The sequence below is a fragment of the Bradyrhizobium sp. TM233 genome (assembly GCF_036247965.1).
Taxonomy (GTDB): domain Bacteria; phylum Pseudomonadota; class Alphaproteobacteria; order Rhizobiales; family Xanthobacteraceae; genus Bradyrhizobium; species Bradyrhizobium ottawaense.
Genome location: NZ_BTIG01000001.1, coordinates 557,030 through 577,477, shown reverse-complemented (window position 1 = coordinate 577,477; position 20,448 = coordinate 557,030). Strand labels below are relative to the sequence as shown.

The 20,448-nt window shown below is 64.3% G+C and carries 23 protein-coding genes; 18 read left to right on the top strand and 5 right to left on the bottom strand.

From position 1 onward, the window contains the following. The first annotated feature begins 53 nt into the window (after positions 1 to 53). From urtA to AABA86_RS02685, 16 genes are all read left to right on the top strand, one after another. A complete protein-coding gene (urtA, locus tag AABA86_RS02760; RefSeq protein ID WP_026202068.1) occupies positions 54 to 1,376 on the top strand; it encodes an urea ABC transporter substrate-binding protein in 1,323 nt (440 codons plus the stop codon). Positions 1,377 to 1,460: 84 nt separating this feature from the next. Continuing rightward, the gene (urtB, locus tag AABA86_RS02755; RefSeq protein ID WP_212245530.1) at positions 1,461 to 3,068 is read left to right on the top strand and encodes an urea ABC transporter permease subunit UrtB; all 1,608 of its coding nucleotides are present in this window, start codon (positions 1,461 to 1,463) and stop codon (positions 3,066 to 3,068) included. Further along, positions 3,065 to 4,234 (top strand): urea ABC transporter permease subunit UrtC, encoded by a 1,170-nt coding sequence (gene urtC, locus AABA86_RS02750; protein ID WP_028142090.1) that lies wholly within the window; start codon positions 3,065 to 3,067, stop codon positions 4,232 to 4,234. The genes urtB and urtC overlap by 4 nt, the downstream gene beginning before the upstream one ends. Before the next feature lie 6 nt (positions 4,235 to 4,240). Continuing rightward, positions 4,241 to 5,002, top strand: coding sequence for an urea ABC transporter ATP-binding protein UrtD (gene urtD, locus AABA86_RS02745; RefSeq protein WP_212245528.1), 762 nt, complete (start codon positions 4,241 to 4,243; stop codon positions 5,000 to 5,002). 3 nt (positions 5,003 to 5,005) lie between these two features. Beyond that, positions 5,006 to 5,701 carry an urea ABC transporter ATP-binding subunit UrtE gene (gene urtE, locus AABA86_RS02740; protein WP_018318770.1) on the top strand — a complete coding sequence of 232 codons (696 nt, stop codon included), beginning with the start codon at positions 5,006 to 5,008 and terminating at the stop codon, positions 5,699 to 5,701. Between the two features lie 32 nt (positions 5,702 to 5,733). After that, positions 5,734 to 6,564, top strand: a complete 831-nt coding sequence (locus AABA86_RS02735; protein WP_338305657.1) for an urease accessory protein UreD — start codon at positions 5,734 to 5,736, stop codon at positions 6,562 to 6,564. Between the two features lie 37 nt (positions 6,565 to 6,601). Beyond that, complete coding sequence (locus AABA86_RS02730; RefSeq protein ID WP_007605424.1) at positions 6,602 to 6,904, top strand: urease subunit gamma; 303 nt, start codon at positions 6,602 to 6,604, stop codon at positions 6,902 to 6,904. Positions 6,905 to 6,915: 11 nt separating this feature from the next. Then, complete coding sequence (locus tag AABA86_RS02725; RefSeq protein WP_212245524.1) at positions 6,916 to 7,221, top strand: urease subunit beta; 306 nt, start codon at positions 6,916 to 6,918, stop codon at positions 7,219 to 7,221. A gap of 93 nt (positions 7,222 to 7,314) precedes the next feature. Further along, positions 7,315 to 7,755, top strand: coding sequence for an endonuclease domain-containing protein (locus AABA86_RS02720; protein ID WP_338305656.1), 441 nt, complete (start codon positions 7,315 to 7,317; stop codon positions 7,753 to 7,755). Positions 7,756 to 7,757: 2 nt separating this feature from the next. Further along, the gene (locus AABA86_RS02715; protein WP_338305655.1) at positions 7,758 to 8,297 is read left to right on the top strand and encodes an HD domain-containing protein; all 540 of its coding nucleotides are present in this window, start codon (positions 7,758 to 7,760) and stop codon (positions 8,295 to 8,297) included. After that, positions 8,294 to 10,009: an urease subunit alpha gene (gene ureC / locus AABA86_RS02710; protein ID WP_338305654.1), complete on the top strand. Its 1,716-nt coding sequence runs from the start codon at positions 8,294 to 8,296 to the stop codon at positions 10,007 to 10,009. The genes AABA86_RS02715 and ureC overlap by 4 nt, the downstream gene beginning before the upstream one ends. A gap of 140 nt (positions 10,010 to 10,149) precedes the next feature. After that, positions 10,150 to 10,449, top strand: coding sequence for a putative quinol monooxygenase (locus AABA86_RS02705; protein ID WP_018318764.1), 300 nt, complete (start codon positions 10,150 to 10,152; stop codon positions 10,447 to 10,449). Positions 10,450 to 10,461: 12 nt separating this feature from the next. Continuing rightward, positions 10,462 to 11,121, top strand: a complete 660-nt coding sequence (locus tag AABA86_RS02700; protein WP_212245516.1) for an urease accessory protein UreE — start codon at positions 10,462 to 10,464, stop codon at positions 11,119 to 11,121. Next, positions 11,102 to 11,830: an urease accessory protein UreF gene (locus AABA86_RS02695; protein WP_338306139.1), complete on the top strand. Its 729-nt coding sequence runs from the start codon at positions 11,102 to 11,104 to the stop codon at positions 11,828 to 11,830. The genes AABA86_RS02700 and AABA86_RS02695 overlap by 20 nt, the downstream gene beginning before the upstream one ends. 41 nt (positions 11,831 to 11,871) lie before the next feature. Further along, positions 11,872 to 12,495 carry an urease accessory protein UreG gene (gene ureG, locus AABA86_RS02690; RefSeq protein WP_008131868.1) on the top strand — a complete coding sequence of 208 codons (624 nt, stop codon included), beginning with the start codon at positions 11,872 to 11,874 and terminating at the stop codon, positions 12,493 to 12,495. Positions 12,496 to 12,805: 310 nt separating this feature from the next. Then, the gene (locus tag AABA86_RS02685; RefSeq protein WP_338305653.1) at positions 12,806 to 14,464 is read left to right on the top strand and encodes a CHASE domain-containing protein; all 1,659 of its coding nucleotides are present in this window, start codon (positions 12,806 to 12,808) and stop codon (positions 14,462 to 14,464) included. Positions 14,465 to 14,505: 41 nt separating this feature from the next. Here the strand turns inward: AABA86_RS02685 and AABA86_RS02680 are convergent, their stop codons facing one another. The 5 genes from AABA86_RS02680 to AABA86_RS02660 all read right to left on the bottom strand — a co-directional run bounded on the left by AABA86_RS02680 (position 14,506) and on the right by AABA86_RS02660 (position 18,642). Further along, on the bottom strand, positions 14,506 to 15,114 hold the full coding sequence (locus AABA86_RS02680) for a TetR/AcrR family transcriptional regulator (protein ID WP_338306138.1): 609 nt from the start codon (positions 15,112 to 15,114) through the stop codon (positions 14,506 to 14,508). Between the two features lie 84 nt (positions 15,115 to 15,198). Beyond that, a complete protein-coding gene (locus AABA86_RS02675) occupies positions 15,199 to 16,341 on the bottom strand; it encodes an OpgC domain-containing protein (protein WP_338305652.1) in 1,143 nt (380 codons plus the stop codon). A 189-nt stretch (positions 16,342 to 16,530) separates the two neighbouring features. Continuing rightward, the gene (locus AABA86_RS02670; protein ID WP_338305651.1) at positions 16,531 to 16,986 is read right to left on the bottom strand and encodes a hypothetical protein; all 456 of its coding nucleotides are present in this window, start codon (positions 16,984 to 16,986) and stop codon (positions 16,531 to 16,533) included. A gap of 93 nt (positions 16,987 to 17,079) precedes the next feature. Continuing rightward, a complete protein-coding gene (locus tag AABA86_RS02665) occupies positions 17,080 to 17,451 on the bottom strand; it encodes a DUF883 family protein (protein WP_028142077.1) in 372 nt (123 codons plus the stop codon). Between the two features lie 78 nt (positions 17,452 to 17,529). Continuing rightward, positions 17,530 to 18,642: an AI-2E family transporter gene (locus AABA86_RS02660; protein WP_212245508.1), complete on the bottom strand. Its 1,113-nt coding sequence runs from the start codon at positions 18,640 to 18,642 to the stop codon at positions 17,530 to 17,532. Positions 18,643 to 18,850: 208 nt separating this feature from the next. Between AABA86_RS02660 and AABA86_RS02655 the strand changes: the two genes are divergently transcribed. Both AABA86_RS02655 and AABA86_RS02650 read left to right on the top strand, forming a co-directional pair. After that, complete coding sequence (locus AABA86_RS02655) at positions 18,851 to 19,624, top strand: L,D-transpeptidase (protein ID WP_212245493.1); 774 nt, start codon at positions 18,851 to 18,853, stop codon at positions 19,622 to 19,624. A gap of 11 nt (positions 19,625 to 19,635) precedes the next feature. Then, a complete protein-coding gene (locus AABA86_RS02650; protein ID WP_338305650.1) occupies positions 19,636 to 20,283 on the top strand; it encodes a DUF2865 domain-containing protein in 648 nt (215 codons plus the stop codon). Positions 20,284 to 20,448: the final 165 nt, after the last annotated feature.

Sequence of the window (20,448 nt, the reverse complement as noted above, 5' to 3'; positions counted from 1 at the left end):
GTGGGGCCGTTTCGCAGCGTTTTTCACGTCTGCGTCAGGGAGATGAGACACTCATGTTTAGCAAATCCACTCACGATATAGCGGCGTCATTTAGCCGCCGCGGCGTGCTCGCCGCGACCGCCGGACTGGTGCTGGGTCTGGCTTCATTGACTGGCGCGAAGGCCGCGGACGACACCATCAAGGTCGGCGTGCTGCACTCCCTTTCCGGCACCATGGCCATCAGCGAAACCACGCTGAAGGACACCATCCTTTTCCTGATCGACGAGCAGAACAAGAAGGGCGGCGTTCTCGGCAAGAAGCTCGAGGCCGTCGTCGTCGACCCCGCGTCGAACTGGCCGCTGTTCGCCGAAAAGGCGCGCGAGCTGATCACCAAGGACAAGGTCTCGGTCGTGTTCGGCTGCTGGACCTCGGTGTCGCGGAAGTCCGTGCTTCCCGTCTTCAAGGAGCTGAACAACATCCTGTTCTACCCCGTGCAGTACGAGGGTGAGGAGAGCGAGCGCAACGTGTTCTACACGGGTGCGGCGCCGAACCAGCAGGCGATCCCCGCCGTCGATTACCTGATGAAGGACGAGAAGGTGAAGCGCTGGGTGCTTGCGGGCACCGACTACGTCTATCCGCGCACCACCAACAAGATCCTGGAAGCCTATCTGAAGTCGAAGGGTGTCGCCCAGGAAGACATCATGATCAACTACACGCCGTTCGGTCACTCCGACTGGCAGACGATCGTGGCCGACATCAAGAAGTTCGGCTCGGCCGGCAAGAAGACCGCGGTGGTCTCGACCATCAACGGCGACGCCAACGTTCCCTTCTACAAGGAGCTCGGCAACCAGGGCATCAAGGCGAAGGACATTCCGGTCGTCGCGTTCTCGGTGGGTGAAGAAGAGCTCGCCGGCATCGACACCAAGCCGCTGGTCGGCCATCTTGCCGCCTGGAACTACTTCCAGTCGATCAAGTCGCCGGAGAACGAGAAGTTCATCAAGGCATGGCAGGCCTACACCAAGAATCCGAAGCGCGTGACCAACGATCCGATGGAAGCGCACGTGATCGGCTTCGACATGTGGGTCAAGGCGGTCGAGAAGGTGAAGTCGACCGATCCGGACAAGGTGATCGACGCTCTCCCGGGCATCGAAGCCAAGAACCTGACCGGCGGCGTGTCGAAGATGCTGCCGAACCACCACATCACCAAGCCGGTGTTCATCGGCGAGATCAAGGGCAACGGCCAGTTCGACGTGGTCTGGAAGACCCCGGGTCTCGTCGCGGGCGATGCCTGGTCGAAGGAGCTCGACGGCTCCAAGGACCTGGTCGGCGACTGGGTCGGCAAGAAGTGCGGCAACTTCAACACCAAGACCAACAAGTGCCTCGGTTCGGGCTCCTGATCCGGATCTGACACGCCATTGCACGCCCGGAGAAGGCGGCGATCCCGCCGCCTTCTCCACTCATTTCTGCCGGGGTCATTCACAGTGCCAGCCCATTTGTCCGCGCGCCTCTGCTCGCTTGCGCTCTCGTTGTTCCTGATCGCGTTCGCGCTGCCGGCCCTCGCCGGTCCGTTCGAGGATGCGGTCGCCAAATTCGCCAACGATGATTATTCCGATACGGACGAGGCGATCGGCGTGGTCGCAAGCAGCGGCAATCCGCTGGCTTTCCCCATCATCAGTGCGCTTCAGGACGGCCGCCTGATGGTCGACCTCGACAGCAAGAAGGTTTACGTCACCGGCGCCGACGGCAAGTCGATCGACGCCGCGACAGGCCAGGCGGTGGCCAGCGTTCCCGACAGCGCGAGCGCGGTCCGCCTCAACAACCGCCTCCGCCGCAGCGTCGACGCCGCGCTCGGCAGCCTGACGCTCCAGTCGCCGGACATCGGGACGCGGCTCCAGGCGGCGCAATCCGTCTTCAAGTCGCATGAGGAGACCGCGCTCGAGGCGGTCGACGGCGCGCTCGCCAAGGAAACCAACAGATCCGTCAAGGCTGCGCTCGGCGACGCCCGCGCGGCCATCCTGCTGTTCAAGCCTGATGCCACCGAGGTCGAGAAGCTGGAGGCGGTCGCCACCCTCAAGGGGCGCGGCGATCAGGAGGCACTGGCCCTGTTCACCGGCATGGGCGATCAGCCGGCCTCGGTGACCAAGGCCGCCGCGAGCGCGATCGGCTCGATCCAGAATTCGCTCGCGGTCTGGTCCATGGTGCAGAATGCCTGGTACGGCCTCTCGCTCGGCTCGGTGCTGCTGCTCGCCGCGATCGGGCTCGCCATCACCTTCGGTGTGATGGGCGTGATCAACATGGCGCATGGCGAGATGGTGATGATCGGGGCCTACACCACCTTCGTGGTGCAGGAGGTGATCCGCACCCGCTATCCCGGCCTGTTCGACTATTCGCTGCTGATCGCCGTGCCGCTGGCCTTTGTCGTCGCCGGCGCGATCGGCGTGCTGATCGAGCGCAGCATCATCCGTTTCCTTTACGGGCGTCCGCTGGAGACCTTGCTCGCGACCTGGGGCCTGTCGCTGGTGCTGCAGCAGGCGGTGCGCACCATGTTCGGCCCGACCAACCGCGAGGTCGGCAATCCCTCCTGGATGAGCGGCGCCTTCGAGCTCGGCCAGATCACCATCACCTACAATCGGCTCTGGATCCTGGTCTTCACGCTCGCTGTGTTCGCGATCCTGCTCGCGATGCTGCGCTACACCGCGCTCGGCCTCGAGATGCGCGCGGTGACACAGAACCGCCGCATGGCGGCCTCGATGGGCATCGCCACCTCGCGCGTCGACGCGCTGACCTTCGGGCTCGGCTCGGGCATTGCCGGCATCGCCGGCGTGGCACTGTCGCAGATCGACAATGTCAGCCCCAATCTCGGCCAGAGCTACATCATCGACAGCTTCATGGTCGTGGTGTTCGGCGGCGTCGGCAATCTCTGGGGCACGCTGGTCGGCGCCTTCACGCTCGGCATCGCCAATAAGTTCCTGGAGCCGGTGGCCGGCGCTGTGCTCGGCAAGATCGCCATCCTCGTCCTCATCATCCTGTTCATTCAAAAGCGCCCGCGCGGCCTGTTCGCGCTCAAGGGCCGTGCGGTGGAAGCATGACCCCTCACATGCTGACGCGATCGTTGGACCGCAGCGCGACGATCTTCCTTGCCGTCGTCGCGGCCTGCGGCATCCTCATCCCGCTCTCCAATTTGCTGCTGCCCGCGGGCTCGTTCCTGCAGGTGCCGACCTATCTGGTCGCACTCTGGGGCAAATATGTCTGCTACGCGATCCTGGCGCTTTCGATCGATTTGATCTGGGGCTATTGCGGCATTCTCTCGCTCGGCCACGGCGCCTTCTTCGCGCTCGGCGGCTACGCGATGGGGATGTATCTGATGCGGCAGATCGGCACCCGCGGCGTCTACGGCAATCCGATCCTGCCCGACTTCATGGTGTTCCTGAACTATTCGAAGCTGCCCTGGACCTGGTACGGCTTCGACATGTTCTGGTTCGCGGCGCTGATGGTGCTGCTCGTGCCCGGCCTGCTGGCCTTCTGCTTCGGGTGGCTCGCGTTCCGCTCCCGCGTCACCGGCGTCTATCTGTCGATCATCACGCAGGCGATGACCTATGCGCTGCTGCTCGCCTTCTTCCGCAACGACTTCGGCTTCGGCGGCAATAACGGCCTGACCGACTTCAAGGACATCCTGGGCTTCAACGTGCAGGCGGAGGGCACCCGCGCGGCGCTGTTCGCGCTGAGCTGTCTGGCACTGATCGCAGGCTTCCTGATTTGCCGTGCGATCGTCTCCTCCAAGCTCGGCAAGGTGCTGATCGCGGTGCGTGACGCGGAGTCGCGCACGCGCTTCCTCGGCTACCGCGTCGAATCCTACAAGCTGTTCGTGTTCACGGTGTCGGCCTGCATGGCCGGCGTCGCCGGCGCGCTCTACGTGCCGCAGGTCGGCATCATCAATCCCAGCGAATTCGCGCCCGGCAATTCGATCGAGGCGGTGATCTGGGTCGCGGTCGGCGGCCGCGGCACGCTGGTCGGAGCCGCGCTCGGGGCCGTCGTCGTCAACTACGCCAAGACGTTTTTCACCTCGGGCGTGCTGGCGCCGTACTGGCTGTTCATGCTGGGCGCATTGTTCATCCTGGTGACGCTGCTGCTGCCGAAGGGCATTGTCGGCACCTTCAACGCCTGGTGGGACCAGTCGAAGGAAAAACGCAACGCCGCGACCACCGTGAGCGCTGCGGCCGAGGACGGCGTCACCGAACCCAAGATGGCGGAGTAGGCGCAAATGAACGTCATGGACAACCGCGCAACCTCCGCGATGCTTTATCTCGACGGCGTGCACGTCTCGTTCGACGGCTTCCATGCCATCAACAATCTGTCGCTGACGCTCGAGCCCGGTGAGATGCGCGCCATCATCGGCCCCAACGGCGCCGGCAAGACCACGATGATGGATATCATCACCGGCAAGACCAAGCCCGACGAGGGCACGGTTCTGTTCGACGGCGTCACCGATTTGACGCGGCTCGACGAGACCCGCATCGCCGAGCTCGGCATCGGTCGCAAGTTCCAGAAACCGACCGTGTTCGAGAGCCAGACCGTGCAGGACAATCTCCTGCTCGCGCTCAATGTCGACCACAGCGTCAAGGGTACGCTGTTCTGGCGTGGCAGCAGGGCGGAGTCCGAGCGCATCGACAAGGTGCTGGAGACGATCCGTCTCACCGAGGCCCGCAACCGCCTTGCCGGCAGCCTCAGTCACGGCCAGAAGCAGTGGCTGGAGATCGGCATGCTGCTGGCGCAGGACCCAAAACTGCTCCTCGTCGACGAGCCCGTCGCAGGCATGACCGACGTCGAGACGCATCTGACTGCCGAGCTGCTGAAAGAGATCAACAAGACGCACACGGTGATGGTGGTCGAGCACGACATGACCTTCGTGCGCGAGCTCGGCGTCAAGGTCACCTGTCTGCACGAAGGCACCGTGCTGGCCGAAGGAACCATCGACCAGGTCTCGTCCAACGAGCGGGTCATTGAAGTCTATCTGGGACGCTGAGCGATGCTTGAGGTCAAGGATATCAATCTGTTCTACGGCGCGGCGCAGGCGCTGCGCGGCGTCTCGATCTCGGCCGAGCCGGGCAAGGTGACCTGCGTGCTCGGGCGCAACGGCGTCGGCAAGACCTCGCTCTTGCGCGCCATGGTCGGGCAATATCCGATTTCGTCGGGCGCGATCGTGCTCGACGGCAGCGACATCACCGGCCTGAAGCCCTATGAGCGGGCGCGCAAGGGCATCGGCTTCGTGCCGCAGGGCCGCGAGATCTTCCCGCTGCTGACGGTCGAGGAGAACCTCAAGACCGGCTTCGGCCCGCTCAAGCGCGAGGACAAGCATATTCCGGACGACGTGTTCTCGCTGTTTCCGGTGCTGCAATCCATGCTCGGCCGGCGCGGTGGCGATCTCTCCGGCGGCCAGCAGCAGCAACTCGCGATCGGTCGCGCGCTGGTGATGCGGCCGAAATTGCTGCTCCTTGACGAGCCGACCGAGGGCATCCAGCCTTCGATCATCAAGGACATCGGCCGCGCCATCTCCTATTTGCGCAACCTCGGCAACATCGCCATCGTGCTGGTCGAACAATATCTCGACTTTGCCTGCGAACTCGGCGACAGTTTTGCCGTGATGGATCGCGGCGCGGTGAAATTCACCTGCGATCGCGCCAATTTGGACGCGAGCGAGATTAGCCGCCAGATGGCGCTGTAAGCCGTTCTGCCGCGACCGGCTGGGGGAGGCGGATGCGCAGCGACGTTTCGGTCACGTCAGGGGTTTTCGAGGCGAACCGTGCCCGCGGCGCGGTGCGCTTCGACGTCCATGCGCGTGACGGCGTGACACGGCGCGGCGTCCTGCATGAATCCGGCTCGCTGCGCGTGCGCTTTCCCTCGCCGGAAGGCGAGGGGCTCTCCGGCGTGTTCGTCAACACGGCAGGCGGCGTCGCCGGCGGCGACAGTTTCGAGATCGACATCGCGGCGGGCCAAAGCTCGCGCCTGACGATGACCACGGCTGCGGCCGAGAAGGTCTATCGTGCGCCCGGGGCGGCAGCGCAGCTCAGTATTTCCTTGAACGTCGCCGCAGGCGCGCACCTGTCCTGGCTGCCCCAGGAGACGATCCTGTTCGATCGCGCCCGGGTCCATCGCCGCTTCGATATCGCGCTCGATGATGCGGCCTCGCTTTTGCTTTGCGAAATCGTGGTGTTCGGCCGCACGGCCATGGGCGAGCGGATGGAGCAGGGCGAGTTTGTCGACCGCTGGCGGCTACGGCGTGGTGGCAGGCTGGTGTTCGCCGAGACCATCAGGCTCGACGGCAATATCGGCGCAAAACTTGGGCGATCCGCCGTCGCCAAAGACGGTGCCGCGATCGGCACGGCGCTGATCGTGCCCGGCGACGAGGCCCTGGTCGAGCGCATCCGCGAAGCCTCGGACTCATTCTCCGGCGAGGTCGGAATCTCGGCGTGGAATGGCTTTGCAATGGCGCGGTTCTGTGCCCAAGATGCGGCGCGCTTGCGCGCCGACATGATGGCTGTGCTGGCGCGCACTGGTGCGGCGCTGCCGCGACTCTGGCTGAACTGACCGGCCGAATTGACGTGTTGAACGGAAGAGATTCTTCATGAACCTGTCTCCCCGCGAAAAGGACAAGCTTCTGATCTCGATGGCGGCCATCGTGGCCCGCCGCAGGCTGGACCGCGGCGTCAAGCTCAACCATCCCGAGGCGATCGCGATCATCTCCGATTTCATCCTCGAAGGCGCGCGCGACGGCCGCACCGTCGCCGAGCTGATGCAATCCGGCGCTCAGGTTTTGACCCGCGATCAGGTGATGCCGGGAATCCCTGAGATGATCCACGACATCCAGGTCGAGGCGACTTTTCCGGACGGCACCAAGCTCGTCACCGTCCATGAGCCGATCAGGTAGGAGCGAGAAGCATGATCCCCGGTGAACTCTTCATCCAGGACGGCGAGATCGAACTCAATGCCGGCCGTAAGACGGTGACGCTGACGGTCGCCAACACCGGCGACCGCCCGATCCAGGTCGGCTCGCACTATCATTTCTTCGAGACCAACCCGGCGCTGAAATTCGACCGCAAGAAGTCCCGCGGCATGCGCCTCGACATCGCCGCCGGCACCGCGGTCCGCTTCGAGCCCGGCCAGACCCGTGATGTCCAGCTCGTCGCGGTGGCAGGGAAGAAGACGATCTACGGCTTTCGCGGCGAGGTGCAGGGCAAGCTGTGATTGTAAGCTGAGGCGCGCGGCGTGATCCACAGTGAGGTGAGCACAATGGTCGGGCTCCCTCCCCCCTTGCGGGGGAGGGCAGGGGAGAGGGGTATGCCGCACGACGAGGTCTCTCCGTTACAAAGAACCCGCGCCAAACGATTGAGGCGCGAGATGACCCGTGCCGAGACGTTGTTGTGGCGTTACCTCAAAGCTCATCGTCTTGCTCGCCTAAGTTTCCGCCGACAAGCTCCCATGGGCTACTACATTGCGGATTTCGTCGCGCATTCCTGCAAGCTTGTTGTTGAGGTCGATGGCGAAAGCCACGATTTCGAGGAGCGTCTTCGTAAGGACGCACAACGCGACGAGTGGTTCGCGTCTCGCGGCTATCGCGTGCTGCGCTTCACCAATGACGATGTGATGAAGAATCTGGAGGGTGTGGCTCTCGCGATCCTTCAGGCAGCGGAGCCCGGAGCACCCCCCTCCCTGACCCTCCCCCGCAAGGGGGGAGGGAACGGTGAGAGCGGTGGGTTCGATGGCGCCGAGGAGGCATAGGCATGCTCTCCGCTCTCCGCCTCATCTCCGAAGCTGCTGAGCTGGCCGCGCGCCGGCACAACGGCATGGCGCGCAAGGGGCGGGGGAGCGAGCCTTACGTCAATCATCTCGCCGAGGTCGCGAACCTGCTGGCGACCGCGACTGACGGCGCCGATGCCGAACTGGTCGCGGCCGGCTGGCTGCATGACACCATCGAGGACACCGACACCACGCGCGAGGAGCTGGCGCAGAAATTCTCGGAACGTGTTGCCTCCCTCGTCGTCGAATGCACCGACGACATGAGCCTTCCCAAGGCAGAGCGGCGGCGTCTGCAAATTGTCGATGCACCGAAGAAATCTGCTGGCGCAAAGCTGATAAAAATTGCGGACAAGATCAGCAATATCCGCGCCCGCATTCATTCTGATCCGACACCGGACCAACATGCGGATCTCACCGATTACGTCGACTGGGCCGAGAAAGTCGTCGCGGGTTGCCGCGGCGGCATCGCTGAACTCGACCGGGTGTTCGACGATACCGTCAAGCTTGCAAGGAGCTTTCCGTGAGCGCGAAAATCAAACGTTCCGTCTATGCCGACATGTTCGGCCCGACCACCGGCGACAAGGTCAGGCTCGCCGACACCGACCTCATCATCGAGGTCGAGAAGGACTTCACCACCTACGGCGAGGAGGTGAAGTTCGGCGGCGGCAAGGTGATCCGCGACGGCATGGGACAGTCGCAGGTCACCAACAAGCAGGGCGCGGCCGACACCGTCATCACCAATGCGCTGATCGTGGATCACTGGGGCATCGTCAAGGCCGACGTCGCGATCAAGGACGGCATGATCGCCGGCATCGGCAAGGCCGGCAATCCCGACATCCAGCCTGGCGTCACCATCATCATCGGTCCCGGCACCGACGTGATCGCGGGCGAAGGAAAAATCCTCACCGCAGGCGGCTTCGACAGTCACATCCATTTCATCTGCCCGCAGCAGATCGAGCACGCGCTGATGAGCGGCGTTACTTCGATGCTGGGCGGCGGCACCGGCCCATCGCACGGCACCTTCGCGACCACCTGCACGCCGGGCCCGTGGCACATGGGGCGGATGATTCAGTCGTTCGACGCCTTCCCGGTCAATCTCGGCATCTCCGGCAAGGGCAACGCCTCACGGCCCGCCGCGCTGGTCGAGATGATCAAGGGCGGCGCTTGCGCGCTGAAGCTGCACGAGGATTGGGGCACCACGCCGGCTGCGATCGACAACTGCCTGTCGGTGGCCGATGCTCATGACATCCAGGTGATGATCCACACCGACACGCTGAACGAATCCGGCTTCGTCGAGGACACGATCAAGGCGTTCAAGGGCCGCACCATCCATGCCTTCCACACCGAGGGCGCCGGCGGTGGTCACGCCCCAGATATCATCAAGGTCGCAGGGCTCAAGAACGTGCTGCCGTCCTCGACCAACCCGACGCGGCCCTTCACCCGCAACACCATCGACGAGCATCTGGACATGCTGATGGTGTGCCACCACCTCGATCCCTCGATCGCGGAAGATCTGGCGTTCGCGGAAAGCCGCATCCGGAAAGAGACCATCGCGGCCGAAGACATCCTGCACGATCTCGGCGCGCTCTCGATGATGTCCTCGGACTCGCAGGCGATGGGCCGGCTCGGCGAGGTCATCATCCGGACCTGGCAGACCGCCGACAAGATGAAGAAGCAGCGCGGGTCACTGCCGCAGGACAAGGGCAAGGACAACGACAATTTTCGCGTCAAGCGCTATATCGCCAAATACACCATCAACCCCGCGATCGCGCACGGCGTGTCGAAACTGATCGGCTCGGTCGAGAAGGGCAAGCTTGCCGATCTCGTGCTGTGGTCGCCGGCCTTCTTCGGCGTCAAGCCGGATTGCATCGTCAAGGGCGGCACCATCGTCGCAGCTCCGATGGGCGATCCCAACGCCTCGATCCCGACGCCGCAGCCGGTGCATTACCAGCCGATGTTCGGCGCTTTCGGCAAGGCGCGCACGGCATCGTCCGTGGTGTTCACCTCGAAGGCCGCGATCACCGGCGGTCTCGCGCGAAAACTCGGCATCGAGAAGAAGCTCTATGCCGTGCAGAACACCCGCGGCAAGATCTCGAAGAAGAGCATGATCCACAACGACGCCACGCCCAATATCGAGGTCGATCCGGAGACCTATGAGGTCCGCGCGGACGGCGAATTGCTCACTTGCGCACCCGCCGAGGTGCTGCCCATGGCGCAGCGATATTTCATGTACTGAAATAGCGCCTCAACGCATGTCCCGGGATTATGTCCCGAGGGCATGTCCGGGGACGGCTTTTACGGTTTTGCGTTCGATCCCGCCTGGTCTAATGTCCGGCCCGGTATTGAACCTCAGAAGAAAAGCCGGGAGGATTTCTCGTGATCTACGTCGTTGCCACCTTGACCATCAAGCCCGAGACGCGCGCCGAATTCATTGCAGCCGCCACCGCCTGCATCAAGGAGACGCGGAAAGAGCCCGGCAATATCGCCTATGATCTGCACGAGAGCGTCACCGACCCTGCCAAGATGGTGTTCGTCGAGCAGTGGGAGAACGCCGAGGCGCTGGTGCCGCATCGTGGCATGGAGCACATGAAGACGTTCGGCCGCGTGGCGGTCAAGTGCTTCACGGCACCACCGAAGATCGAAGTGATCACGCCCGAGAAGGTCGAGACACGGTAAGAGGGAAGACGGATGATCAGGGCGACGCAGGTCAGGGGACAGCACCGCTTCACCGAAGCGCCGGCGGATACGGTGGTGCTCGATTTCGACGATCGGCACCGGCGCCGGATGGCGATGACGGGAACGCGGGGTCTCGAATTCCTGCTCGACCTGGAGCAGGCCGTCGCGCTGCGCGGCGGCGATGCGCTGGTGCTGGAGGACGGCCGGCTGGTCGAAGTGGTCGCGGCGCCCGAGCCGCTGCTGGAAATCCGCGGCCGCGATCCGCACCACCTCATCCGCGTCGGCTGGCATCTCGGCAACCGCCATTTGCCGACCCAGATCATGGCGAAAGCCTTGCGCATTCGCCGCGATCACGTCATCGAAGCCATGGTGAAGGGCCTCGGCGCGCGCGTGATCGAGATCGAGGCGCCGTTCGATCCCGAAGGCGGGGCCTATGCCGATGCCGGTCACGCGCATGGGCATGACGATCATGCGCATCATGATCACGGACATCATCATGACCATGGTCACGATCACCATGATCATCAGGGCCATGATCATCACGCTCACGACCACCACCACCACGATCATGCCGCGCATGATCACGGCCACGATCACCACCATCACCACGACGAGCATTGCGACCATCCCGACCATCACCACGACCACAAGCATGCTCATGACCACAAGTGAGCCGGTCCGCTCCGGTGACCTCGCCGAGGGCGAGGCGGCGGCGCTGTACCGGCTGATGACCTGGCTGTCGCCGGCATTCCCGGTCGGCGGTTTCTCCTATTCCAGCGGCATCGAATGGGCGGTCGAGGCGGGCGACATCGTCGATACGGCCACGCTGGCCGACTGGCTCGACGCCATGCTCGGCGACGGCTCCGGTTTTTGCGACGCGACGTTTCTGGTCCATGCCTATCGTGCTGCCGAGATGGGCGAAGCTGCGACCTTGAGCGATATCGCCGAGCTCGCCGCGGCCATGGTGCCGTCGCGCGAGCGCCAGCTGGAGACGAGCTCGCAGGGCCGCGCCTTCATCGACATCTCTCGGACAGCCTGGGATGCGGACGGCCTGGATGCCATGGTCGCGGCATGCCGCACGCCACTGGTCTATCCAGTCGCGGTCGGCGTGGTTGCAACTAAGCACGGCGTGGCGCTGGCGCCGACGCTGCATGCGTTCCTGCATGCGCTGGTGTCCAACTGGATTTCGGCCGCCAGCCGGCTCATTCCGCTCGGCCAGACCGACTGCCAGCGCGTGCTGGTGAGGCTGGAGGCTGCCGTCGCCGCCACCGCCAATCGTGCGCTGAGCGCAGCATTGGATGATCTCGGCAGCGCGACCTTCCGAGCCGATCTCGCCAGCCTGCGGCACGAGACGCAATATACGCGGCTGTTCCGGTCGTGACAGCGACGCGGCCTTTGACCCATCGAGAAAGAGCGAATGACATGTCGAAATCTCACGGCCCCTTGCGTGTCGGCGTCGGCGGTCCGGTCGGATCCGGCAAGACCGCGCTGATGGACCTGCTCTGCAAGACCATGCGCGAACGCTATGACATCGCCGCGATCACCAACGACATCTACACCAAATGGGATGCCGAGTTCCTGGTGCGGTCGGGCTCGCTGACGCCGGACCGCATTGCGGGCGTCGAGACCGGCGGCTGCCCGCACACCGCGATCCGCGAGGATGCCTCGATGAACCTCGCCGCGGTGGCGGACATGCGGGCGAAATTTCCCGGGCTCGACCTCGTCCTGATCGAATCCGGCGGCGACAATCTGGCTGCCACTTTTTCCCCGGAGCTGGCCGACCTGACCATCTACGTCATCGACGTGGCCGCCGGCGACAAGATCCCGTCCAAGGGCGGCCCCGGCATCACACGGTCCGACCTGCTGGTCATCAACAAGATCGACCTCGCCCCCCATGTCGGCGCCTCCCTGGAGAAGATGGACACGGACGCCAGGCGCATGCGCGGCGAGCGCCCCTTCGTCATGACCAATCTGAAGAAGAGCGAGGGCCTTGACCGCATTGTCGGCTTCATCGAGGCCAAAGGCGGCCTGAAACGGGCGGGCTGACAGCGCGCCGACTGACTGCGCGACGACTTGGCGCATGCCTTTTTCGCCGTTAACCTTGGGGACCGGGCCGCAACCACGGAACAAATTTCGGACACGGCGATTGACTACCTCCGGTGCCCGGGCAGTTCACCCCGGCCAGACCATCGGCCGGACGGATTAAGCTTTCCAGGCGACCCAAGTTGCGTACCGATGCCTCCTCCTTCATTATCTCTGCCACCGGGGTTCACCCTGTTTCGGCACATGGCCGTTCGAGCGGCGTACATATGCTCCTTGTTTATTGCCGACCTCCTGCTTTCGCCTGAGTAGTCGCGTGGTCCGGCTGGGTTTCATCATCGGTTTCATCGCTCTGCTCGGAGCCTTGCTCTCCGGGCTGGCGGCCTATCGCGTCCACGATCAGGAGCTCGCGCTGGACCGGATCGCGCTCGCGCGCGCGATCGACGTTCATGCAAGTTTGGTGCAGGACCGGCTCACCGAGCGCGAGCTGCTCGCACGCGTCGCCTCAGGTCTGTTCCGCACGCCATCCGTGATCAAGCCGAACATGCTGGAGCCGCTGCGCTCGGCCATCTACGCCTTCAAGACCGATTTCGTGGTGGCCGGCTGGATCGCCCGGCTGAAGCCGAATGAGCTTACGGCGGCGCAGGCTGCCATTGGGGGCGCCGGCTTCCCGAATCCGAAGATCCGCACCTTTGACGACAAGCCGATCAATCCGGCCGAGATCACCCAGCCGATCGATGTGCTGTTGGATCTCGAGCCGCGCAGCGACGAGACCAAGGCTCTGCCGGGTCGTAGTTACGACCAGGATCAGGTTCGCAGCGCCATGTTGACGCGTGCCCGGCTCGAGAAGCGGTCGGTGGCGTCGGACCCGATTCCGCTGTTGCGCGGCAACGGGCCGGTCGGGATCATCGTGGCGGCTCCCGTCATTCCCGAGGGTGCGACCGAGCCAGCCGGCTTCGTCACGTTTTCCTACGAACTCGCCTCGCTGATGCTGACCAATGACGACATGTCGTTGTTCTCGGTCGCGCTCAGGGACCCGCGCAAGGAAGGTGGCGAGCTCGTCGCCAACGATCAGGGCATCGTCTCCACGCGCATGACGACGACGGACGGGCCGACGCCATCGGCGACGCGCACGGTGAGCTTCGGCGGCCGTGACTGGCAGCTGGGTTATTACGCGAAGACCAACTCGGCGCGTCGCGCCGAGCAGACCGCGATCATCGTGGCTGCGATCGGCTTTGCGATCACTGCGATGGTGTGCGGCCTGTTTGGCTATGTCGCCTACAACAATCTGCGGCTCAGCCGGGAAATCCAGGTCAGAATCGGCTTCGAGCGCCGGTTGACCGCGGTGATCGACGAGCTAAACCACCGGGTCAAGAATATCCTCGCGGTGATCCAGTCGATCGTGACGCGCACCCTGCGTCACGGCTCGGACATCGACGTCGCCCGTGAACTGCTGATCGGCCGCATCCATGCCATGTCCAACGTGGTCTCGCTGCTCAGCGAGAGCCAGTGGCAGGGCGTCAAGCTGAAGGGCCTGTTCGAGGCGCGCGCCATCCCGCATGCCGACCGCATCGCCGTCACGGGTCCCGATATCGCGGTCAGCGCACGCGCGGCGCAGAGCCTCTCGCTGCTGTTCTTCGAACTTGCCTCGCATTCCGACGAGGGCCTGTCGCTGGTTGGAAAGCATCCGCACATCACCGCCAGCTGGACGGTGACGGGCGAGGGGCCGGACGAGGTCTTCCATTTCCGCTGGGAGGAGCTCAACACCAGCGAGGCGACGCGCCGCCCCGATTCCGATTTCGGCCTGATCCTGCTCGACCGCGTCGCCCCCGAGGCGCTCGGCGGCACCGCCAAGCGCTATTTCTCCGACGCTTCCTATGTCTACGAGCTGACCGCGCCGATGGAGACGGTGGTCGACATGACCGAGCGCGACCGCACGGACAAGATCTCGGCACCGGTGAGGCCTGCGCGATAGAAGCCGCCGGCTTTAGCGCTTTAGCCTTGGGCTGAGCCTTCCTAACCCTTGGGCCGCAACACCAGGTCAACCAGATTGCGAGCGTAGGCCGGCGTGATCGGCGCGATGCCGAAGACGTAGCGGTAGAACAGCCCGCCATAGATCGCGTCGTAGAGATCCTCAGCCGGCCCTTCGGCCAGAATGCTGCCGTCGTTCTGGCCCGCGGCAATCATCTCGACCAGCGCGTCGCGACGGAATTGCAGATAGCGGGCATAGAACAGCTCGGCGGAGCCGGTTTTGGAAATGCATTCGGAGATGACGGCGAGCTGGACCTTGCCGAACTCGCCCTGGAGCGCCTCGGCGTAGGCTGCGGCATGGCGGCGGGCGCGCGCTGCCGGGTTGCCGGAGCTCACCGGGGGCAGCGGCAGCATCTGCGCGGCATGTTGAAGAAAGGCGTCGATCAAGAGCGCCTCGCGGGACGGCCACCATTTGTAGATCGTCATCTTGGAGACGCTGGAGTGGCGGGCAACCGCGTCGATGGTGGTGGCGGCAAGGCCGGTGGAAGCCATCAGCGCATAGGCGCTTTCGAGAATGGCGTTGCTGGTCTCGATCGACCGAGGCCGGCCGCGCCGGGGCGTGCTCTCGGTCTCTTCCCCCCCGCTTTTCGCCATCGCCACGCCCGGTCTCCTCACGCAGAGCTTCTCCGCATAGCGCAGCCGCCGCTTTCGGCCTAGCAGAATCGCACGGTTCTCTGGCTAGGCCTGCTGTCGCAAGGCCTTCGGCAGATCCTGCCACTTCGACCAGGCGACGTAGTAGGCCACCGCGGTCATCGCGGCGAAGCCGGCGAGGCTCACCACGATCTGCATCACCACCAGATTGGCGCTGGTGATCAGGATGAGATGGCCCGCGAACGACAGGAACACCCCGACGCAGAACACGGCGAGCCATTCCTCGCCGCACCGGATGACCGCCTGCAGCGGCTTCAATTGCAGGCCGGGATGATCGGCCGGAATGAGATGGGTCGCCAGCAAGGCGAGCGCGAGGAAGTGAATCACGCGATAGGGCGCGAGGTTCTCCTTGTCGGTCGGCGCGATGCTGTCGAGAAGGAGGTCCGGCAGGTAAGCCGACATTGCCGGCGAATGGCGCAGCAAGGTGATGGCCATCGCGAATACGAGATAGGCGCCGGCGAGAATCCGCAGCCAGGGCATGTCGCGTAGCGCGCGCCCGGGCGCGCCTGTCACGGCGAACCAGCCGCCGAGCACCATCAGCATCTGCCAGCACAGCGGATTGAAGGTCCATTCCTGGTCCGGATAGACCCGAAAATTCCAGTCGAACCAGCGTGCGGCAAGATAAAGCGCGACCGATGCCGCCAGGGTCAGGTTCGGCCACCGCAACAGGCCCCACAGCGCGAACGGAAAAAAGGCCATCAGCGGGATCATCAACTGCAGGAGGTCGAGGTTCAGCGGCTCCTCCTGGAGCACGAGGCCGCGGACCAGGATCCGCAGCGGGTGCTCGAGAATGCCTGAGATATTGTATTCGTGGATGATCTCCGGCGCCATCGACTGCGAGGCGACATAGGCGATGGTGTCGATGTAGATCACGAACAGCACGACATAGGCGGCGTAGAGCCGCCAGACGCGGCGGAAGATGCGCGTCGCCGCCACGAGGTAGCCGCGTTCAAGCGCCATCCGGCCGTGGATGATGGCGACACCATAGCCGACGACGAACACGAACAGGTCAGCCGCGCCGCTGAAGCCGAAATTGCGCAGCGTCAGCAGGTTGACGACGTTGTTCGGGATATGGTCGACGAACACCGACCAGTTGGCGATACCGAGCGTCAGATACAGCCTGGCGTCGTGACGGAATGCGGCGAGGTTCGCCTGAACGGACGGTTTCATTGATTAAAATAGCTTTGGGAATCAGGGTGATGCTTTTAGCGGCAACCGCCTGCTTGTCCGAGTAGCGTTTGCGTGATGGCTGAGGACGACCCCACCGCATGTGCAAGATTGTGCGGCCGCCTCTTGGGCCGAATTCCGATAGATGCGCTCGGAGGACTTACAACGAAATATTCTAACCCGCTCTTACCGCTATTCGGCCGGTTCAGCCGACGTCTCGTCGGACACGCCCGCGCGGCTCGCCATGATGCCGAGGGCGACTCCGCCGATCGCCAGGATCGGCAACAGCCGCTTGACCCCGATCGCACGAACGATCTGCAGCCCGGTGGCGAGCAGCATGGGGTCCGCGAGCATGCTCGAGGCCGCCGACTTCGCGGCGCGCTCGGCCGCGATCTGGGCGCGCTTCTGCACCTCGCGCTTGTAGCCCCAATAAGAGCCTGCCGCAGCCAGCGTCAGCAGGAAGAAGATGCCGGCGCCGGCAAGACAGGCCTGCACCGGGCCATATTTCTCCAGCACCGAGATGAAGGCGGCGGCGCAAAGGAAGCATGTCGTCACGAACAGCGCGAAGGCCGCGCCTGCGGCAAGCGAGGTCAGCCGCACCGTCGTGCCGGTGGATGCACTGATCCCGTCGATGATGCGTTGAAACATGGCCCTCGCTCCTCAATCCCCCACAAGCCAAACCGTCACGGGCCGACACCGGCAACGCGCCGGTGCCGACGCCTCAACACGCGTCCGCAAATCTTACCGGCGCCAGGCGGCACCTATCAGGAAGCCGATGCCGAGCGCGAGTCCGACGGTCGCAAGCGGCCGCTGTGTGATCGCGTCTTCGAGCGTCTCCTCGATCGAGCCGTAGGCTTCCTGGGCCGCGCCCATCATTGCACTGCCGCGCTCCGACACGTCGTCGAGCGCGGTATCCATGTTCTCGCGCGCCTGGCGATAGCCGCGGCGAGCCTGCTTGCTGGTGGAATTGGCAAAGGTGTTGAGCGCGTCGGTGATCTGGTCGGTGAGGGCGGCGATATCGCTTTTCACGGCTGCTACATCCTTTTCGAGGCGTTCTCTGGTGGCTTTGTCGGTCCAGTCTTTCATCCCGGCTTCGGCATTGGTCGTGGACATCGGGAGCTCCAAACTGTTGACGGCTGAGATAGCCGGAAAACGTTTCGTCGTCGGGGAAGTTCCGTTCGTGGAAACCGGTCAGTCCTGCGGAAGCTGCGGCGCATCCGCCGGCAATAGATGCTCCTTCAGGATCAGCGCGACGATCAGGAGCGGCGACGACAGGAATGCGCCCATCGGGCCCCAGAGCCAGGTCCAGAACGCGAGCGCCAGCAGCACGGCGAGCGCATTCAGCGCCAGCCGCCGCCCGATGATCATGGGCGTGACGAAGTGCCCCTCCAGGAAGGTGAGGCCGCCGAAGGCGAGCGCCGCCATCAGGCCGCCGCTGATGGTCGGGAAGGCGACCAACCCGACCACGATCAGCACGGCGAACATGGCGACCGGCCCGATGATCGGGATGAAGTTGAGGGTCGCCGCGAGTGCGCCGAGGCCGGCGGGGTTTGGCATGCCGGTGATCGCGCAGATGAGGCCGGTGCCGACGCCGACGCCGACATTGATGAGGGTGACGGTCAGGAGGTAGTTGCCGAGATGGACCTCGATCTCGTTGAGGATGCGGAGCGTGCGCAGCCGCGCATCGCGATCGCTGAAGTTCATGATCAGCGCCCGGCGCAGGTCTCGCCAGCTCGCGATGAACAGGATCAGGGTGACGAAGAACAGCAGGAATTCGGTAAAGGTCGGTGACAGGAATTCCAGCGTCGGCTGGACCCACTCGAATTTCGGCAATTGAAAGCTCGGCAGCCCTTCCGGGCCGCCGACCATGACTTGCAGCTCCCGCCACAGCACCAGCGGCCGGTCGAACACGTGCAGCTTGTCCTTCAATTGCGCGCCGAGCTCCGGCAGGCGCGTGCTCCATTCCATCGCGGGGGAGGCGATCAGCGCCACCACGAAGGCCACCACCGTGGTCACCGCGACCACGATCAGGACGGCGCCGAGCCCGCGCGGGACCTTGCTCCGTTCGAGGAAGCTGGCGGCGGGCGACAGCATGGTGCCGGTGACGAAGGCCATCACGACCGGCAGGAAGAACGCCTTGCCGACATAGAGCACGGTGACGATGGCGATCAGCAAGAGGCCGGCAAGCGCGAAGGCGACGAACTCGGTGCGGCGGATCACCGGCGGCAGCTCGGCACGGCTGTCGGGGAGCGGGGCGCCTTCGCCGTTGCCGGAAGTCAGCCGTTCACCGGGAAGGACGCGCACTATTTCTCTCCCGCACGGAAGCCTCGATCCGCGCGCCCATTGAGGATTGATAATGCAGAGGCGGCCACGGGGTTCCATCGCAGCTTCGTGAACACGCGCTCGCTTGACTGTGACAAGGACGCCGCGCGCAGGCCCGGAACCTGAATCGCACCTGCGGCGTTTGTTCGCAAGCGCATCACCCTGATGCAGACATCCCACGGGGCAGCACATGACAAAGTTCTCTGCAGTCCGTCGCAGCTTCTCGCCGCGCGCCGTCACCGCCTTCGCCTTCGCAACCGCTCTGCTGACGGTGCCGTTCGCTGGCGCGAACGCGCAGACATTCGGCTATGCGCCGATGCAGCCGCAGACCTACCCGCAAGAGCAGGGTTACGCCCAGGGCTACGTCAACGACGCGCCGCAGGCGGCCGACGAGGATTCCCAGCTGCCTGATCGCCTGCGCAAGCAGATCGTCGGCTTCGACCGCAGCGAGCCGGCCGGCACCATCGTCATCGATACCAACAACACCTATCTCTATTACGTGCTCGGCAATGGTCGCGCGATCCGTTACGGCGTCGGCGTCGGCCGCGAAGGCTTCACCTGGTCCGGCGTGCAGAGTGTGAGCCGCAAGGCGGAATGGCCGGACTGGCACCCGCCGGCCGAGATGATCGCGCGCCAGCCCTATCTGCCGCGCTTCGTCGCCGGCGGTCCCGGTAACCCGCTCGGGGCGCGTGCGATGTATCTCGGCTCCAGCGAATACCGCATCCACGGCACCAACGATCCCTCCACGATCGGCAAGTTCGTTTCCTCCGGTTGCATCCGCATGACCAACGAGGACGTCACCGACCTGTTCGGCCGCGTCAATGTCGGCGCCAAGGTCGTGGTGCTGCCGAAGAACGCGCCGCTGATGGCCAAAGGCGGCGATCCCGCGCGCAAGCGTCCCGCCGTGACGGCAATGCCCTCTGGCCGGCAGGCGCTGAACATCACGACGTCGGCCGTGAACTAAGAGTGAGTCATATGAGCAGACGCTTGATTGGCAAAGTGGCTGGCGGTGCGGCGATCATGGTGGTTGTCTCCGCCGGTCTGGTATTCGCGCCGTCGGCGCATGCGCAAGATTTCTTCTCGGCGCTGTTCGGTGCGTTCGGAGGGCGGCCTCCACAGATCCGGACGCCTTTCCCGAACGATGACATGCCGCGCTATGACGCCCCGCGACAGCGGGCCGCCTATGGCGGCGGCACGGCCTATTGCGTGCGCGGCTGCGACGGCCGCTACTTCCCGGCGCAGGGCAATGATGCCGAGAGCAAGGCGCAATCCTGCAAGAGCTTCTGTCCGGCTTCCGAGGTGTCGCTGGTCTTTGGCAGCAATATCGACGACGCCACGACCGACAAGGGAAGATCCTATTCCGAATTGCCCAATGCGTACCGTTATCGCAATGAGATCGTCGCGGGCTGCACCTGCAACGGCAAGGATCCAGTCGGACTTGCGCAGGTCAAGGTCGACGACGATCCCACCTTGCGCAAGGGCGACATCGTCGCCGGCGCCGACGGCCTCGTGGTCGCCAGCCGCAACGCCAACGACCGCCGCGGCGTCGCGATGAATTTTTCGCCGCTGCCGGAATCGGTGCGCGCAAGGTTCCGCCAGGTGCCGGTGGTGGCGAAGGAGTAGGGGCCTCAATTTCCGGTGTCGTCCCGGACAAGCGAAGCGCAGCTCCGGGATCCATAACCACAGGGCGAAGTTGCGGCACGAGCCGGCAACCACGAGTCTTCGGTAAACTGCACCCTGTGGTTATGGATTCCCGCGTTCGCGGGGACGACACAGAGGATGGGGCCG

Bases quoted from the DNA above. Each gene is read 5' to 3' on its own strand.
- AABA86_RS02670 (WP_338305651.1), bottom strand. From the start codon at position 16,986: ATGTTTCAACGCATCATCGACGGGATCAGTGCATCCACCGGCACGACG.
- ureG (WP_008131868.1), top strand. From the start codon at position 11,872: ATGTCGAAATCTCACGGCCCCTTGCGTGTCGGCGTCGGCGGTCCGGTC.
- AABA86_RS02735 (WP_338305657.1), top strand. From the start codon at position 5,734: ATGCGCAGCGACGTTTCGGTCACGTCAGGGGTTTTCGAGGCGAACCGT.
- AABA86_RS02700 (WP_212245516.1), top strand. From the start codon at position 10,462: ATGATCAGGGCGACGCAGGTCAGGGGACAGCACCGCTTCACCGAAGCG.
- AABA86_RS02730 (WP_007605424.1), top strand. From the start codon at position 6,602: ATGAACCTGTCTCCCCGCGAAAAGGACAAGCTTCTGATCTCGATGGCG.
- AABA86_RS02665 (WP_028142077.1), bottom strand. From the start codon at position 17,451: ATGTCCACGACCAATGCCGAAGCCGGGATGAAAGACTGGACCGACAAA.
- AABA86_RS02650 (WP_338305650.1), top strand. From the start codon at position 19,636: ATGAGCAGACGCTTGATTGGCAAAGTGGCTGGCGGTGCGGCGATCATG.
- urtD (WP_212245528.1), top strand. From the start codon at position 4,241: ATGAACGTCATGGACAACCGCGCAACCTCCGCGATGCTTTATCTCGAC.
- AABA86_RS02725 (WP_212245524.1), top strand. From the start codon at position 6,916: ATGATCCCCGGTGAACTCTTCATCCAGGACGGCGAGATCGAACTCAAT.
- urtC (WP_028142090.1), top strand. From the start codon at position 3,065: ATGACCCCTCACATGCTGACGCGATCGTTGGACCGCAGCGCGACGATC.
- AABA86_RS02695 (WP_338306139.1), top strand. From the start codon at position 11,102: ATGCTCATGACCACAAGTGAGCCGGTCCGCTCCGGTGACCTCGCCGAG.
- AABA86_RS02655 (WP_212245493.1), top strand. From the start codon at position 18,851: ATGACAAAGTTCTCTGCAGTCCGTCGCAGCTTCTCGCCGCGCGCCGTC.
- AABA86_RS02680 (WP_338306138.1), bottom strand. From the start codon at position 15,114: ATGGCGAAAAGCGGGGGGGAAGAGACCGAGAGCACGCCCCGGCGCGGC.
- urtE (WP_018318770.1), top strand. From the start codon at position 5,006: ATGCTTGAGGTCAAGGATATCAATCTGTTCTACGGCGCGGCGCAGGCG.
- AABA86_RS02715 (WP_338305655.1), top strand. From the start codon at position 7,758: ATGCTCTCCGCTCTCCGCCTCATCTCCGAAGCTGCTGAGCTGGCCGCG.
- AABA86_RS02675 (WP_338305652.1), bottom strand. From the start codon at position 16,341: ATGAAACCGTCCGTTCAGGCGAACCTCGCCGCATTCCGTCACGACGCC.
- urtA (WP_026202068.1), top strand. From the start codon at position 54: ATGTTTAGCAAATCCACTCACGATATAGCGGCGTCATTTAGCCGCCGC.
- AABA86_RS02720 (WP_338305656.1), top strand. From the start codon at position 7,315: ATGCCGCACGACGAGGTCTCTCCGTTACAAAGAACCCGCGCCAAACGA.